General features: G+C 62.2%; 17 protein-coding genes and 1 tRNA gene. 10 read left to right on the top strand and 8 right to left on the bottom strand.

All coding sequences use genetic code 11. The features are described from left to right. Positions 1–24: 24 nt before the first annotated feature. Together iolG and NKH70_RS11710 are read left to right on the top strand one after the other, a co-directional pair. A complete protein-coding gene (iolG, locus tag NKH70_RS11715; RefSeq protein WP_353025349.1) occupies positions 25–1,026 on the top strand; it encodes an inositol 2-dehydrogenase in 1,002 nt (333 codons plus the stop codon). Positions 1,027–1,325: 299 nt separating this feature from the next. Continuing rightward, positions 1,326–1,625: a MurR/RpiR family transcriptional regulator gene (locus tag NKH70_RS11710; protein ID WP_353025284.1), complete on the top strand. Its 300-nt coding sequence runs from the start codon at positions 1,326–1,328 to the stop codon at positions 1,623–1,625. 482 nt (positions 1,626–2,107) lie between these two features. On the opposite strand, the gene NKH70_RS11705 is transcribed toward NKH70_RS11710, so the two are convergent. Further along, positions 2,108–2,184, bottom strand: a tRNA-Arg gene (locus tag NKH70_RS11705). 47 nt (positions 2,185–2,231) lie between these two features. Then, positions 2,232–2,924 carry a winged helix-turn-helix transcriptional regulator gene (locus NKH70_RS11700; RefSeq protein ID WP_292659138.1) on the bottom strand — a complete coding sequence of 231 codons (693 nt, stop codon included), beginning with the start codon at positions 2,922–2,924 and terminating at the stop codon, positions 2,232–2,234. Between the two features lie 340 nt (positions 2,925–3,264). Here NKH70_RS11700 and NKH70_RS11695 point away from each other — a divergent pair, with 340 nt between their 5' ends. The 6 genes from NKH70_RS11695 (at position 3,265) to NKH70_RS11670 (ending at position 6,691) form a co-directional block, all read left to right on the top strand. Further along, on the top strand, positions 3,265–3,591 hold the full coding sequence (locus NKH70_RS11695; RefSeq protein WP_352529087.1) for a DUF1330 domain-containing protein: 327 nt from the start codon (positions 3,265–3,267) through the stop codon (positions 3,589–3,591). Between the two features lie 127 nt (positions 3,592–3,718). Continuing rightward, on the top strand, positions 3,719–4,243 hold the full coding sequence (locus NKH70_RS11690) for a hypothetical protein (protein WP_502908348.1): 525 nt from the start codon (positions 3,719–3,721) through the stop codon (positions 4,241–4,243). Between the two features lie 192 nt (positions 4,244–4,435). Beyond that, on the top strand, positions 4,436–5,008 hold the full coding sequence (locus NKH70_RS11685) for a TetR/AcrR family transcriptional regulator (RefSeq protein ID WP_352910275.1): 573 nt from the start codon (positions 4,436–4,438) through the stop codon (positions 5,006–5,008). An 86-nt stretch (positions 5,009–5,094) separates the two neighbouring features. Then, positions 5,095–6,120, top strand: coding sequence for an alpha/beta fold hydrolase (locus NKH70_RS11680; RefSeq protein ID WP_352979354.1), 1,026 nt, complete (start codon positions 5,095–5,097; stop codon positions 6,118–6,120). 86 nt (positions 6,121–6,206) lie between these two features. Beyond that, a complete protein-coding gene (locus NKH70_RS11675; protein ID WP_352910278.1) occupies positions 6,207–6,506 on the top strand; it encodes a hypothetical protein in 300 nt (99 codons plus the stop codon). A gap of 41 nt (positions 6,507–6,547) precedes the next feature. After that, positions 6,548–6,691 (top strand): glycine zipper domain-containing protein, encoded by a 144-nt coding sequence (locus tag NKH70_RS11670; RefSeq protein WP_352910280.1) that lies wholly within the window; start codon positions 6,548–6,550, stop codon positions 6,689–6,691. A 72-nt stretch (positions 6,692–6,763) separates the two neighbouring features. On the opposite strand, the gene NKH70_RS11665 is transcribed toward NKH70_RS11670, so the two are convergent. Further along, the gene (locus NKH70_RS11665; RefSeq protein ID WP_352910282.1) at positions 6,764–7,927 is read right to left on the bottom strand and encodes a M20 aminoacylase family protein; all 1,164 of its coding nucleotides are present in this window, start codon (positions 7,925–7,927) and stop codon (positions 6,764–6,766) included. A gap of 270 nt (positions 7,928–8,197) precedes the next feature. On the opposite strand from NKH70_RS11665, the gene NKH70_RS11660 reads away from it, so the two are divergent. After that, a complete protein-coding gene (locus NKH70_RS11660; protein WP_352910786.1) occupies positions 8,198–9,376 on the top strand; it encodes a D-alanyl-D-alanine carboxypeptidase family protein in 1,179 nt (392 codons plus the stop codon). Positions 9,377–9,380: 4 nt separating this feature from the next. Continuing rightward, the gene (locus tag NKH70_RS11655; RefSeq protein ID WP_352714243.1) at positions 9,381–10,517 is read left to right on the top strand and encodes a CobW family GTP-binding protein; all 1,137 of its coding nucleotides are present in this window, start codon (positions 9,381–9,383) and stop codon (positions 10,515–10,517) included. A gap of 166 nt (positions 10,518–10,683) precedes the next feature. Here the strand turns inward: NKH70_RS11655 and NKH70_RS11650 are convergent, their stop codons facing one another. The 5 genes from NKH70_RS11650 to NKH70_RS11630 all read right to left on the bottom strand — a co-directional run bounded on the left by NKH70_RS11650 (position 10,684) and on the right by NKH70_RS11630 (position 14,609). Further along, the gene (locus NKH70_RS11650) at positions 10,684–10,953 is read right to left on the bottom strand and encodes a sulfurtransferase TusA family protein (RefSeq protein WP_352714241.1); all 270 of its coding nucleotides are present in this window, start codon (positions 10,951–10,953) and stop codon (positions 10,684–10,686) included. Between the two features lie 5 nt (positions 10,954–10,958). Next, on the bottom strand, positions 10,959–12,284 hold the full coding sequence (locus tag NKH70_RS11645; RefSeq protein ID WP_352714239.1) for a L,D-transpeptidase family protein: 1,326 nt from the start codon (positions 12,282–12,284) through the stop codon (positions 10,959–10,961). A 211-nt stretch (positions 12,285–12,495) separates the two neighbouring features. Next, a complete protein-coding gene (locus tag NKH70_RS11640; protein WP_292664002.1) occupies positions 12,496–13,446 on the bottom strand; it encodes an acetyl-CoA carboxylase carboxyltransferase subunit alpha in 951 nt (316 codons plus the stop codon). 99 nt (positions 13,447–13,545) lie between these two features. Beyond that, on the bottom strand, positions 13,546–14,463 hold the full coding sequence (locus tag NKH70_RS11635; protein WP_352714237.1) for a site-specific tyrosine recombinase XerD: 918 nt from the start codon (positions 14,461–14,463) through the stop codon (positions 13,546–13,548). Next, on the bottom strand, positions 14,460–14,609 hold the full coding sequence (locus NKH70_RS11630) for a hypothetical protein (protein ID WP_023677884.1): 150 nt from the start codon (positions 14,607–14,609) through the stop codon (positions 14,460–14,462). The genes NKH70_RS11635 and NKH70_RS11630 overlap by 4 nt, the downstream gene beginning before the upstream one ends. Between the last annotated feature and the right edge of the window lie 147 nt (positions 14,610–14,756).

Genomic DNA, 14,756 nt, shown 5'->3' with positions numbered 1-14,756 from the left:
AGAGGATCATCCGTGTCATCCACCATCCTGAACGTCGGCCTTTTGGGCGCAGGCCGTATTGCTGGCGTCCATGCCACCGCCATTTCCACCAATCCCGGCAGCCGCCTTGCGGCTGTCTCCGACATCAATCAGGCCGCCGCTGAGAAGATCGCCGCCCAGTATGGCGCCGAAGCCCGCTCGACCGATGCGATCCTCAATGATCCCGCCATCAATGCCGTGCTGATTGCCACCTCCACCGATACCCATTCCGACTTGATCGAGCGGGCGACGGCAGCGGGCAAGGCCGTGCTTTGTGAAAAGCCTGTCGATCTCAGCCTTGCAAGGGCACAGGCTTGTCAGAAGGTGGCCGCCGCTACCGGCAAGCCGGTGATGATCGGCTTCAACCGCCGTTTCGATCCCAACTTTGCGGCTCTCAAGGCAGCAGCCGACCGTGGTGAAATCGGCAAGACGGAACTGCTCTCGATCACCTCTTTCGACCCCGCGCCGCCGCCGATCGCCTATATCAAGGTTTCGGGTGGTCTTTTCCGCGACATGATGATTCATGATTTCGACATGGCTAATTTCATTATGGGGACAGCGCCGGTCTCCGTCTCGGCGGTGGGTACATCGATTGTCGATCCGGAAATTGGCGCGGCAGGCGACGTCGATACCGCCGTCGTGACCCTTGCCTATGCGGATGGCCGGATCGCCGTGATCAAGAACAGCCGCCGAGCCGTCTATGGTTATGACCAGCGGCTGGAGCTTCTCGGCTCCGAAGGGCTGCTACAGGCGCAGAACATGTTGGAAAACACCTTGGTCAAGTCCACGACTTCCGGTGTCACGGGCGCAAAGCCCACCTATTTCTTCCTCGAACGCTACATGCCCGCTTATGCGGCGGAATGGGCAGCATTTGTCAACGCTGTGAAGACAGGCTCGGCTCTGCCGGTCAACCTTGATGATGGTGTCGCAGCACTCGCCATGGCGGAAGCTGCAACCCAGTCTGCAAAGAACGGATTCCCCGTGAAATTGGCAGAGGTTCTTGGCTGACCGTTCGGAGAAGCAAAATCGTCCTCCTGTCCGATCTAGCGGCGCCCCGAACTTCGGATCGAGCCGCCGCATACTACTGATCTACCGGAGGATGGTGCACGCGAAGGACTTGATCAACGAGCTGCTGCAACTACAGGTACCGGCCGCAGGATATCAGCTTCAACGATGGTGCGGACGCCTCCGAGAGAGTACATGGCGCAGGCCTGTGGTTCCATCCAGGCAAAGTTCAGGGGTTAGATGTCAACCTCCGACGGCCCTTCCCAATAAGTCATAGCCGAACATGCACCGGAAGCACGATCATGAGCACGGAAAAAACCATTCGAAACCCGACGACCATCGCCGAGCTAAAGGATATGATTGTAGCAACCAGGCTTAGCCTCCCAGACCAACAGGAGCGCGTCGCACGCACGGCTCTCGCCCATCCGGAAATTGTAGCATTCGGCACCGCGCAATCGCTTGCGGACCGATGCGGAGTGTCGCCCTCAACCGTGGTCAGAGTGGCCACTGCTCTCGGGTTCGATAACTTCAGGGAGTTCCGACAGGTTTTCCGTCAGCACATCCGGGAGATTTCGATACGAGCCGCGGACACCCTATGCTGACAGGAAAGCCGCAATAACCGCCACAAATGAAATGAGTTCCATAAATCACCGTTATCCAACGTGAACCTAACCGATGATCGGTCCTTGGTTCGATCCCTTTCAAGGCGGGCATCGCTCACTTTCGCAGTGGTGCCCAATCGGAAATAGAAGATTAGCTCGCTGAACGTCGGCTTTGCGCCCTCCTTACCGCCATTCACGCGGTGTTGGTTCATACGTATCCCCACGGTGACGGCCGCCTTGCTGAGATAGGCTGAAGGTGCAAGTCCTAGTGGTAGCACTAGGAACAGTCCTATGACGAAGCAGCATGTGGAGGTGATCACGTCCGGCGAGCGCCGCCGACGGTGGTCTCGTGAAGAGAATTGAGCCGTTTCTCCCTCAGGCATGCGTGCCCAAAGTTTGAAGGTCTGCGAAATTCGCCGTACTAATTTCTCAAAATTTCCCAAAAAAGTACGGCGGATTTTTCACTAAGCAACTGAAAACATTGGTGATCCCGACAGGAATCGAACCTGTGACCTACAGATTAGGAATCTGCCGCTCTATCCTACTGAGCTACGGGACCATCGCGCCCGACACATAACCGCTTCGGATCGTTTCGCCAAGAGGCAGCTAGGCTGCTCGCTTGGGTTCGACCGCGAACGGGCTCAGGCCCAGCCAGGTCTGCATTTTGCGGGCGATATCCTGGTCGCCCGTCAAGATGACTTTCGCCCCGGCCTTCTCGACGGTGATCAGCCCCATCCAGATTTCGGTCATGGTGTGCAGGTCGGTCGAGACGTAGAGATCGACATCGAAGCCCGGATCGTACCAGCAGAGGTCGACCTCGCCGTGCTTCTCGACGATCAGCCACCACGACCGTTTGGAGGCGGGGAGCTCCTGGTACAGAAACTGTATCACCGTGCGGCCGTCGGGCAGCGGCGACGCGTTGAGGTTGCGCCGCATGTCCCACATCAGCAGCGACGGATCGAGGTTCTTCAGCGACAGCCGCGACTCGACCCATTTCTGCCCCCAAAAGCCCATCGCCTCGACGACGGAACGCAGATCCCGGCCGGCCTCTGTCATCCGGTATTCGAAGATGCCTTTCTCGCCGCGCACTTCCTTGCGCTCGACGATCCCGGCCAGCTCAAGCTCCTTGAGCCGTTGCGACAGAAGGGTCGGCGACATTTTGGGGACGCCGCGGCGCAGATCGTTGAAACGGGTCGAGCCCGCCACCAATTCGCGAAGCAGAACCATGGTCCAGCGGGTGCACAGCACCTCCGCGGCCATCGATAACGGGCAGAACTGTTTGTATCCGGCCTGGGTCATGATGTTGCCTTCCCCTCAAACTCAGCCGGGACCATAGGCCTTTCCCAGCGGTGCGGCGAGTACAGAAACTGTACCGGCCCAAGTGTGGTGGATTTGAAGTTCCTGCTTTCTGGGTGGCATCAGGGTTAGGAACTTCAAATCCAAAACCACACTGGAAATCCAAGCACTTGCTGGTGTGGCTTTTGAATCCGAAATTCGCTCGCTGCGTTGCTCCAAAGTGAATGCGAATTTCGAATTCGCCACACCAGTACAGATCGCGGACTGGCTGGCGCCGGCCTTGCCATGCGACCCCTCTGCCGCTGCACGGGATACCCCTGTGCACGATCAGGAGACATGAACCATGACCGCTTACGTTATCGCAGACATCAAGGTGAGGGACCCGCAGTGGATGCCGGCCTATGCCGCGTCGGTCCACGACCTCGTTCACAAGCACGGTGGCAGATATCTGTCGCGCAGCGGCAATGTGAAGACGCTCGAAGGCAAGCCGCTCGACACCACGCTGATTGCCTTGATGGCGTTCCCGACCGAGGCAGCGGCGCGCGCCTTCACCGACGATCCTGCCTACGCACCCTTCGTTTCGGCCCGTCAGGGCGGCAGCGACAGCCGGTTCCAGCTGATCGACAATTCCGATCTGGCCGGAACGATCCCGTATCTGCCGAAGGGATGATCTTCCCCTGCATTCGTCGCATCGGGATAGGGCTCTCCGAGCAACAACAGCCACAGCGCCCACCTGCCGGACCTCCTTACTTCCGGCGCCCGGCCGGGCTGTGCTTTTCAAGAAGAATGGAATGATTATGACAATCAACTTTCGCAACAAATTCCTCGCTGCCGCGGCGGTCCTGTCGGCCTGCACTGCGTTGGCGCAGGCGCATCAGGCAGCGCCCACGTCCGGTCCCAATCCGCTGGCCGAAAAGGTGCGAGCCGCCAACAGCCGCTTCGAGAATGTGGCGGCGGCGACCGCCGAGGGCTATGCGCCGATCCCCTGCGCCAGCGGCATCACCGGCGGCGCCATGGGTATCCACTACGTCAATCCCGGCTACCTCAAGGACGACGCTGTCGATGTCGCCAAGCCCGAAGCGGTGATGTACGAGCCGATGGCCGACGGCACGCTAAAACTGATCGCGGTCGAATACATCACCTCGAAAGGCCCGGCCTCGCTCGATGGGCATCTGTTCAACTTCAACAGCGCGCCCAATCGCTATGGCCTCGGCCCGTTTTACGAGCTGCATGTCTGGGCCTGGAAAGGCAACCCGACCGGCGCGTTCGCCGACATGAACCCAAACGTGTCGTGCGAACCGACGACTGCTGCCAGCCAGTAAGCAGCCGAGCCAGGCGGCGCCTACGCCGCCTGGTTTTTAATCTCACAGAGGGGCCAAGCTCCGGGAGATCGCGATGCAACCTGGCATCGCTGGCGTGCCTGTGTGCCCATCGAGCTGTCTTTGCAAAAAAGTCGCTTGACTGGCGATGTAAAATGCTCATTCTAGAATGATCATTTTACATTGGGTTGCTCCATGACCAGACCGCGACTATTTGACGAAGCCACTGTGCTGGGTGACGCGATGAACGCGTTTCGACGGGCCGGTTTCGCGGGAATTTCGATCAAGGATCTGAGCGATGCCACCGGCCTGACGTCTGGCTCGATCTACAATGCCTTTGGCGACAAGGAAGGTCTCTATCGGGCGGCCTTCGGCCACTATATCGATGCCGTCATCCGCTGCCGGATCGAGACCTACATCGGCGAAGCAGGCGATCTGGATGGTTTGGAACAATTGTTCCTGTCGTTGTTGCTGCCCGCCCCGGAATCCGGCGACGACGGCTGTTTGTTGACGAATGCCGCAGTCGAGTTCGGCGCGCAACCGTCGGTCGCCTCGGAAGGTCTCACGGAAGGCTTCGCCGTGCTGGAAGCCGCCATCCGGCAGGTCGTGGAGCGCCAGATCGGCGGAGGGCAGGTCGATCTCCACGTCGTCAGGCTTCTGCTTCTCTACCAAGGCATTCTCGTGCTGATCCGCGCCGGCCGAGACGTCTCGGCCTGCCCGGCCGTCATTCGATCAGAATTCGAGCAGCTAAGGAAACTTCTGCCATGACCACCCTTTCCCGCAGGGCGGTGCTTCTCGGCACCGCCGGCAGTCTTCTTGCGCCTTGCCTGCCGGTCTTTGGCGCGTCGCAGGCCATGCCGCCGGTCCGATACGTTCGCTCCAACGGCATCGATATGGCTGTTTACGAAGCCGGCAAGGGACCGGCGGTCGTTTTGCTGCACGGCTTTCCCGAACTCGCCTTTTCCTGGCGTCACCAGATCGCGCCGCTCGCGGCCGCCGGCTATCACGTCATTGTTCCCGACCAGCGCGGATATGGTCTGACCGACCGGCCGTCCAAGGTCGAGGATTATGATATGGTCCACCTGACCGGCGATCTCGTCGGTCTCCTCGATGCTCTCGGCGTCGAAAAGGCCGTGTTCGCGGGCCATGACTGGGGCGGCCTGGTCGCATGGCAGATGCCGCTTTTGCATCAGAGCCGGGTCGCTGGCGTCATCGGTGTCAACACGCCATTCATTCCCCATGAAATGCTGTGGCTGCATCCGAGCCTCACCAAGGGGCTGACCGCCCCAGACAAGCCGTTCGTGGCCAACCCGGCAAAAGACCCGATCGCGCAGATGCGCGAAGTCTACAATCCCGACATGTATGTGCTGATGTTCGAAGATGGTGATCTCGCGGACCGTTTGATGGCGCATGACGTGGCGCGGGTGTTCAGGAGCAATATGCGCAAGGGTGTTATCACCGCCGCGCAATACGCCAAGCTGCCGCCGCAGGCCCGACACATGACGTTCCTACAGGCGCTCGCGCAGCCGGAGCCGAAGACGCTGCCCGGCGAGCTGATCCTGACGCCAGACGAGCTTGCTTTCTATGCCGAGAGCTTCCGGCGCACCGGTTTCACGCCGGGCATCAACTGGTATCGCAATTTGTCGCGCAATTGGAGAGCCGGCTTGAATGTCGACCAGACGATAAAAGTGCCTTCGCTCATGATCGGCGCTGAGGACGACGTCGTGTTATCTCCAGCGATGATGGATGGAATGGACGCCCACATCGCCGATCTCGAAAAACATGTGGTCGCCGGCTGTGGACATTGGTCACAGCAGGAGAAGCCGGGCGAAGTCACCACGCTAATGGTCGATTGGTTGAAGCGGCGGGTTCCTGCGTAGCCGACATGGCGAGCGGTGCAAAGACGGTTAAGATAGCGGAACTTTCGGGATGCCGGCGCGCTTTAGTGTCCCGAAGGAGACACCGCATGAGCGCCACAAAAGAGTTCTTTGAAACCTGGCTGCAGGAGAATGTCGGCAATCTGCCGGCCGAGAGCGAGGTGAGCGTCGCCGTCCTGGCGCAGCAATTCGAGCAGGATGCCGACGCTGCCGGCTATGGCCACGAGGTTCGCGAAGACGAGCTCGGCAACATCCAGGAGGCGATCGAGGCAGCGTTGAAAAAGGCGAGAACCGGCGAGGAACCGCAGAATGCGGTCCCGATCGAAGACAGTGAACTGGCGCCGGTCATGGAGGCGCTGGAGGTCGAGGATCCGAAGAGCGGGCCGTAGCGGTTGCGGCTCTTCCCTTCCACGCTACATGACCGGGCATAATGGATGCCAAACACCTCACACTCGGCGTCGTGATCGGCGTGGCTATCGGCGTCGTGTTGGACAACATTGTTGCGGGCATTGGTATAGGTATTGCTCTGGGCATTGCCTTCGGCCTTGCCTGGAAGTCATCCGGCCGGAAGTGACCAGCAGAACATATCCTGCCCAGTTTTGCCGCCCAGAGATGCGGCGGTCGCCGCACCGCCGGTGCCGAATCGCTACGCCGCCAGCGCCGTCTCCGCCAGCTTCACCCAATAGCTCATGCCGTGCGGGATGACCTCATCGTTGAAGTCGTAGGCCGGGTTGTGCAGGCCGGCGGTATCGCCATTGCCGATGAAGATGAAGGCGCCCGGCCGCGCTTCCAGCATATAGGAGAAATCCTCACCGCCCATCACCGGCTGGATGGCGCGGTGCACATGGCTGTCGCCGGCGACGTCGGCCGCGATGTCGCTGGCAAAGACCGTCTCTTCCGGATGATTGAAGGTGACGGGGTAGTTGGCATTGTAGTCGACCTCGATTGTCGCGCCGAAGGCAGCGCCCAGGCCTTGGCAAAGCGCGCGGATGCGCTCTTCGGCCTTCTTGGCAACCTCCTTCTTCAGCGTGCGTACGGTGCCGGCGATCTCGGCGGTCTCTGGAATGACGTTATAGGCGTCGCCGGCGTGGAATTTCGTCACCGAGACGACCACCGCCTCGACCGGATCGATGCTGCGCGAGGCGATCGTCTGCAATGCGCCGACAAGCTGGCTGGTGATGACGATCGGATCGATGGTGCCGTGCGGCATCGCCGCGTGGCCGCCCCGGCCCTTGACGGTGATGGTGAATTCGGCGGTCGCCGCCATGATCGGGCCCGGCCTGATGGCGAACTGGCCGACCGGCAGGCCCGGCATGTTGTGCATGCCGAACACCTTGGATATGTCAAAGCGCTCCATCATGCCGTCCTTGACCATCTCGTTGCCGCCGCCGCCGCCTTCTTCGGCCGGCTGGAAGATGACCGCGACGGAACCGGCGAAATTGCGCGTTTCGGCGAGGTATTTGGCGGCACCCAACAGCATCGCGGTGTGGCCGTCATGGCCACAGGCGTGCATCTTGCCGGGGACGGTCGAGGCATAGGATTTGCCGGTGATCTCGTTGAGCGGCAGGGCGTCCATGTCGGCGCGCAGGCCGATGGTCGAGCCTTCGCCGTGGCGGCCGCGGATGATGCCGACGACGCCGGTCTTGCCTAAACCCGTCACGATGTCGTCGCAGCCGAAAGCCTTCAGCTTCTCGGTGACGAAGGCGGCGGTCTTGAAGACGTCGAAATTCAGCTCCGGCGTCTGGTGCAAATGGCGGCGCCAGCCGGCCACCTCGTCCTGCATTTCGGCGGCTCGGTTCAGGATCGGCATGATGGTTCCATTTCGCTGTTGGAGCAGGCGGTCCTGGCCTGCTGCTTTGCAATTGTGCCTGCTGCCTTGCAACCATGCACGCAGCTTTGCATTGTGCTGCTGCTTCCACATTGTGATCGGCAGCACTTTGCCATGTTGACGTCACATAGAGTAAATAGCACCGCGACTGTGGTCCGGGAACAGAGGGCCGGACCATTATCCTGGCGATCGTGTAACGAAATCTTACGGAGCCAGGTGCGACTGCGGCAAGAGGCTATTTCGGTTTTCATGATGCGCTACAGGCATTTCCTCAAACTGTTGGTGGCGGGCGCGGTGGTGCTTGCGGCGCTGGCCGGGCCTGCCTTGGCCAATCCGACCATCCTGTTCGACCTGAACAGCGGCAAGATCCTGCAGCATCAGGAGGCGTTCAGGCGCTGGTACCCGGCATCGCTGACCAAGCTGATGACCGCCTATGTGGCGTTTCGGGCGATTGCCGCGGGCGAGGTCCAGGTCGATTCGCCGATCAAGGTGACGAAACATTCGGCCGGCGAGCCGCCGAGCAAGATGGGCTTCAAGCCGGGCTCGGTGATGCGGCTGGACAATGCGCTGAAGATGATGCTGGTCAAATCGGCCAACGATATCGCCATGGCGGTCGGCGAGAATATCGGCGGTTCGCAAGCGGCTTTCGCCGAACGCATGAACGCCGAGGCGCGGAGGCTCGGCATGAGCGGGTCGCATTTCGTCAATCCGAACGGGCTCTATTCGCCGGACCAGTATACGACAGCGCGCGATCTCGCTTTGCTGGTGATGGCGATCCGCAAGGAATTCCCGCAATATGCTCCCTGGTTCTCGATCGAAGGCCTCGCCGTCGGCAAGAAGGCGATCTCCAACTACAACCTGCTGATCGGCCGCTATCCGGGTGCCGACGGCATGAAGACGGGTTTCGTCTGCTCGTCCGGTTTCAACATGATCGGCTCGGCGACCCGCAACGGCCGCACACTGGTCGCCGTAGTGCTCGGCGAACAATCGGCCGTCACCCGCGCCGAGGCGGCGGCAAAACTGCTCGACCAGGGCTTTGCAACGCCGGCGCCGAGCTGGCTGACGGTCGCGGCGCTGCCTGCCTATGGCGACACCGTGTCGGCCAACGACATGAATGACGAGATTTGCAAGAAGAAGCCGGCCGAGGAGCAATCGGAAGCAGCACCCGCCGTCGGCGACAAGGGCAAGGACGTGCCGAAATCGCCCTATCAGGAAAAGCTCGACCATGTGCCGACGCTGATCGCCGTCGGCCTCGGCGGCGCCACGGGACCGAAGCCGAAGGCGATGCTCGACGCCTCCGGGCAGGAATATGCCGACGTGCCGCTGCCGACATGGCGGCCGGACCGGGCGCCGCCGGCCGGCGCCGAGCCGGCCGTGGCGGGATCCACCACCGCCGCGCAGGTCCAGCAGCCGGCCAAGGCGCTGAACTAGCCGCATGGTCGGCTTCCCGATCCCCGTTTCGGTGCTCACCGGCTTTCTCGGCGCCGGTAAGACGACGCTGCTCAACCGGCTGCTCCGGGATCCGGCACTCGCCGACACCGCCGTCATCATCAACGAGTTCGGCGAGGTGGCGATCGACCATCTCCTGGTCGAGCAGGCCTCCGACGGCATCATCCAGCTCTCCGACGGCTGCCTCTGCTGCACGGTGCGCGGCGAGTTGGTCGACACGCTGGCCGACCTCGTCGACCGCCTGCAAACCGGCCGCATCGACCGGCTTGCCCGCGTCGTCGTCGAGACCACCGGGCTCGCCGATCCCGCCCCCGTGCTGCAGTCGATCATGGCGCATCCGGCGCTGGTCCAGGCCTTCCGGCTCGACGGCGTCATCACCCTGGTCGACGCCGTCAACGGCAATGCGACGCTCGATGTGCATGTCGAGGCGGTGAAGCAGGTGGCCGTCGCCGATCGCATCGTGCTCAGCAAGGCCGACCTGGCCACGGATGCAGGCGATGTCGAGGCGTTGCGGGCGCGGCTCAGTCACCTCAACCGGGGCGCCGTGGTGCTCGACGCGAGCCAGGCAAGCGCGGCGACCCTGTTCGATAGCGGCCTCTACAATCCGGCCACGAAATCGGTCGATGTGCAGCGTTGGCTCGGCGAAGAAGCCGGCCACGACCATGACCACAGCGGGCATGACCACAGCGGGCACGATCACGACGGGCATGACCGTGGCGATCACCATCACCATGGTCATGGCCATAGGCACGATTCCCGCGTGCGTTCGTATTCGCTGGTTCATGACGGGCCGGTGCCGTTTTCGGCAATCGAGATGTTCCTCGATCTGCTGCGCTCGGCGCATGGCGAGCGCCTGTTGCGGATGAAAGGCGTCATCGAACTTGCAGAAGATCCGTCGCGGCCGCTGGTTATCCATGGCGTGCAGAAGATCCTGCATCCGCCGGTGCAACTGCCGGCCTGGCCGGACGGCCAGCGCGGCACCAGACTGGTGCTGATCACGCTCGACATGCCGGAAGACTATGTCCGCCGGCTGTTCGCCGCCTTCACCAACCGGCCGTCGATCGACACCCCGGATCGCGCAGCACTGGAAAGCAATCCCCTGGCTATTGCCGGGCGTGGGTGAAGCTGCCGATCTCCCCCCTCGAGGGGGAGATGGCCGGCAGGCCAGAGGGGGGTCGGCGCGACCGGACGCGGCCTCCTGCGGCAGATCAAGGTTGGCGCTTTACGCGAGGCGACCCCCTCTGTCGCCTTCGGCGACATCTCCCCTCGAGGGGGGAGATTACCCCCGCTCAGCCGCGCTCGACCAGGAAGCGGTGGCCGCCCGATATCGCCGTCGTTTCGACCAGCCGATGGCCGCTCTCGGCGCAGAAGGCGGGAATGTCGATGACGGCGAGCGGGTCGGTGGTTTCGAGCCAGAGCCGGCTGCCCGGCTGCATTGCGGACAGGCGCTTTTTTGCCTTGAGCACGGGCAACGGGCAGTTCAGGCCTTTGAGGTCGTAGACGGCGGCGGAGTTGGTTGAGGGCCTGTCTTCTTGGCCCCCATCTTCTTGTTCAAGCATGAAGCTCAGCCGCCAAACATGCCGAGCAGCTTTTTCTTCAACCTTGTCGCCGTGCTTTCGGCGTCCGCAGCCTGCGTTTCGACTGCCGGAGCGGCCTCCGATGGCGCTACGGTGGCGGTGGCGACAGGCATCTCGGCGGCGGTCTTGGCAGCTTCCTTTTCGGCCAGTGCCTGGGCTTTGGCAGCTTCCTTCTCGGCCAGGGCCTGCGCCTTGGCTGCCTCTTTCGCGGCCTTCGCCGCTTCTATGGCGGCTAGCCTTTGTTCCTCGGCCTTCTGCTTGGCGGCCTTTTCGGCGTCGAGCGCCGCCATCTTGCGGCCCGCCGGCGAATCGACGCGGCCCATGCGCGCCGTTTCGGTCACCGTGCCGTCCGCGTTGAGCGACGGCGGCTCGATCGGCACGCGTTCGCCGCGGGCACGCCGTTTCGACCAGTCGGAAACGATGCTGGCTTCCTTGATCCCGGCGATGGTCGGCTTGGGCGCCGGCACGCTGGCCTTGACGGCGCCGTTGAAGGCCGCCTCATAGGTGCTTTGATAGGCGTTGATGGCGCTCTTCAGCGAATCGGGCTGGGTGGTCGCAGGGCAAGGGCCGGTCGGATTGAAGGCCGAGCCGTCGGCCGCAACCTGGTTGAAGACGTAGCGTTTCTCGCAGACGTCGACTTTCGGCGGCACCTTGGTGACTTCGAAATTGTCGTAGCCGACCTTCAGCATCTTCCAGAATTCGTAGTTCGGGTCGTTGCGGTAGCGCGCCATATTGGCGGCGGTCATGCGGAACGGAAAAGCCTGGATCTGGAACTCGGTCTGGCCGCCCTGGAAGGCGTCGCGGCCGAAAGCGTAAATCTGCTCGATCTGCGCGTCGGTCATCGAATAGCAGCCAGACGACGAGCAGGCGCCATGGACCATCAGGTTGGAACCGGTGCGGCCATTGGCGCGGTCATAGGCGTTCGGGTAGCCGATGTTGAAGGACAGGTGATAATTCGACCGCGGGTTCATCTGTGCCGGGCGGACCGTGTAAAAGCCTTCCGGCGCCTGGCGGTCGCCTTCGGTGAACTTCGGCCCGAGCTTGCCCGACCATTTGCAGATGTCATAGCTGGCGACCAGGTCGTAGCGGCCGTTGGTCTTGGCCTTCCAGATTTCGAGCTTGCCTTCTTCCTTGAAGATGCGGGCCATCACCGAAGAGGTGCGGACCATGCCCTTGGCCTTCATTTCGGTCAGGATCTTGTCCGGCAGCGGCTTGTTGGCTTGCGGCGCAAAATCCTTCATCGAAGCATCGTTGCAGCCGGCGACGCCGATCGCAGCGATCAGAACTCCGGTGCGGGCAAGCTTGGCTAACATGGATATCGCTATCGTCTTCATCTCTGCGCCGCGGATGCCGCAGCTGCTAAACTGACCACTGACGGACCCTAAGCCCGTTAACCTTGAAAATTCCTTACCGCAAGCATGCTGGAGCGTCCCCTTACGGCAAGCTCACTGAGCCGAATGCAGCGGCATTTTTGTGGCGAAATTGCTCCACGCCGTCACATTTCAGGCCGCGTGCCTGCGTTGATTACAGATTGCGGCCCATCGCCAGGTATTTCTCGCGACGATGCTCGCGGAAGTCGGTGTTGGCGCCGGAAAATTCCTTCATCGTCCTGGCGATGAGGTCGCCGGTGGCGGCGATAACCGTCTCGGGGCCGCGATGGGCGCCGCCGAGCGGCTCGGCAACGATGGCGTCGATGATCTTCAGCTCCAGCAGGTCCTGCGCCGTGATCTTCATATTGGTCGCAGCATCCCTGGACCGCGTGGTGTCGCGCCACAGGATCGAGGCGGCGCCCTCCGGCGAGATCACCGAATAGATGGCGTGTTCGAGCATGTAGACGCGGTTGGCGGTGGCGATCGCTATGGCGCCGCCCGAGCCGCCTTCGCCGATCACCACCGAGATCGACGGCACCTTCAGGCCAAGGCAGGCGGAAGTCGAGCGGGCGATGGCTTCCGCCTGGCCGCGCTCTTCGGCGTTGACGCCGGGATAGGCGCCGGCAGTGTCGACCAGCGTCAGCAGCGGGATCTGGAAGCGGTCGGCGAGTTCCATCAGCCGCACCGCCTTGCGGTAGCCCTCCGGCCGCACCGAGCCGAAATTATGCTTCAGCCGGCTTGCCGTGTCGGAACCCTTCTCCTGGCCGATGATCGCCACCGGCTCGCCACGGAAGCGGGCGAAGCCGCCGACGATCGCCTGGTCCTCGCCGAAATTGCGGTCGCCGGCGAGCGGCGTGAAATCGGTAAGCAGGCCCTTGATGTAGTCGATGCAATGCGGCCTGTCCGGATGGCGCGCCACCTGCACCTTCTGCCACGGCGTCAGCGCCTTGTAGGCGTCGCGCAGCGCATCGCGCGAGCGCTTCTCGAGACGGGCGATCTCATCGCCGACATCGACCGCCTCGCCGTTCTCGGCAAGCTTCTTCAGCTCGAGGATCTTGCCTTCGAGATCCTGCACAGGCTTTTCGAAATCGAGGTAATTGTACATTCTTGGGCGGACCGGCAAGTCGGAAGGCAATGACTGACGCAAGCCTGAAAATGCAGGCTGGGCGCGGTGGAACGTCGTTCTCACATAGCGACATGACGCCTAGTCGGCAAGCGGATGATGATCGTTAACCAGGCGCACCAGCCGCTCTTCCAGCACATGCGTGTAGATCTGTGTCGTTGAAATATCGGCATGGCCGAGCAACTGCTGCACGGCCCTGAGATCGGCGCCGTTTTGCAGCAGATGGCTGGCGAAAGCATGGCGCAGCACATGCGGCGATATCTTCGCCGTGGCAATGCCGGCCCGCGCGGCAAGCCCTTTCAGCTCGCGGGCAAAGACCTGTCTCGAAAGATAGCCGCTGTCCGAGGCGGCCGGAAACAGGAAGGGGCTGTCGGCAAAAGCCGGCACCGCCGCCCGTGCGGCGAGCCAGGTCCGCATCGCCGTGCGCGCCTTGGCCGACAGCGGCACCATGCGCTCCTTGTTGCCCTTGCCGCGGACCATGAAGAAGCGGTCGTCGCGCTGCGCCACCGTCACGGGAAGGCCGACCAGCTCCGAAACGCGCAAGCCGGTGGCGTAGAGCACCTCGACCAGCGCGTGGAGGCGCAGCGCCGCGAGCCTGTCGCCGTCATGCATGGAGGGGTCCATCGCCTCCTGCGCGGCGCGGTCGAGCAGCCGGCCGGTGTCGGCCTCGCTCATCGTCTTCGGCAGCGGCCGGCCTTTCCTCGGACTGTCCAGCGTGCCGGTCGGATCGTCACCGCGCAGACCCTCGGCGTAGAGGAACTTGAAGAACTGCCGGATCGCCGACAATTTGCGCGCCTGCGAAGTGGCGGCAAAGCCGCGCGCGGCGATGTCGTCGAGATAAGCACGGATGGCGGCGCTGGTGGCAGCGGCAAGCCCGCCGCCGATCCCGGCGGAAGCGTCCTCGAGGTCGCGGCGATAGGAGGAAAGCGTGTTTTCGGCAGCGCCGCGCTCGGCGCTCATCATCTCCAGGAAGGCTTCGATGCGGGCGGCGCTGTTCATTTTTTGGGATTGAGCTTTTCCGGAGGGATACGCACGCTCATTTCCGCCTTTCTCGGCTCGACGAACATGACCAGGGCGAACATTGCGCCATAGACAATGCCGGCAAGAATCGCGAGCGTCACGACAAAGCGAAACAGTGTTGGCATTAATTTTCGCCCGTCGTCTTATTCTGCATTTCCAACCCTGTGCCCTTATGAGACGCCAATCCGGCCAATTCAAGGGTGAAGCCGATAACAGGTCCCGGTTGCGCCGCGCTTGACGCAAACAGGCTTTTGATGTCGATACGCCGGCAA

It is taken from the genome of Mesorhizobium sp. M0991 (assembly GCF_040318915.1).
Classification (GTDB): Bacteria; Pseudomonadota; Alphaproteobacteria; order Rhizobiales; family Rhizobiaceae; genus Mesorhizobium.
This window is presented reverse-complemented; position numbering and strand designations above follow the sequence as displayed.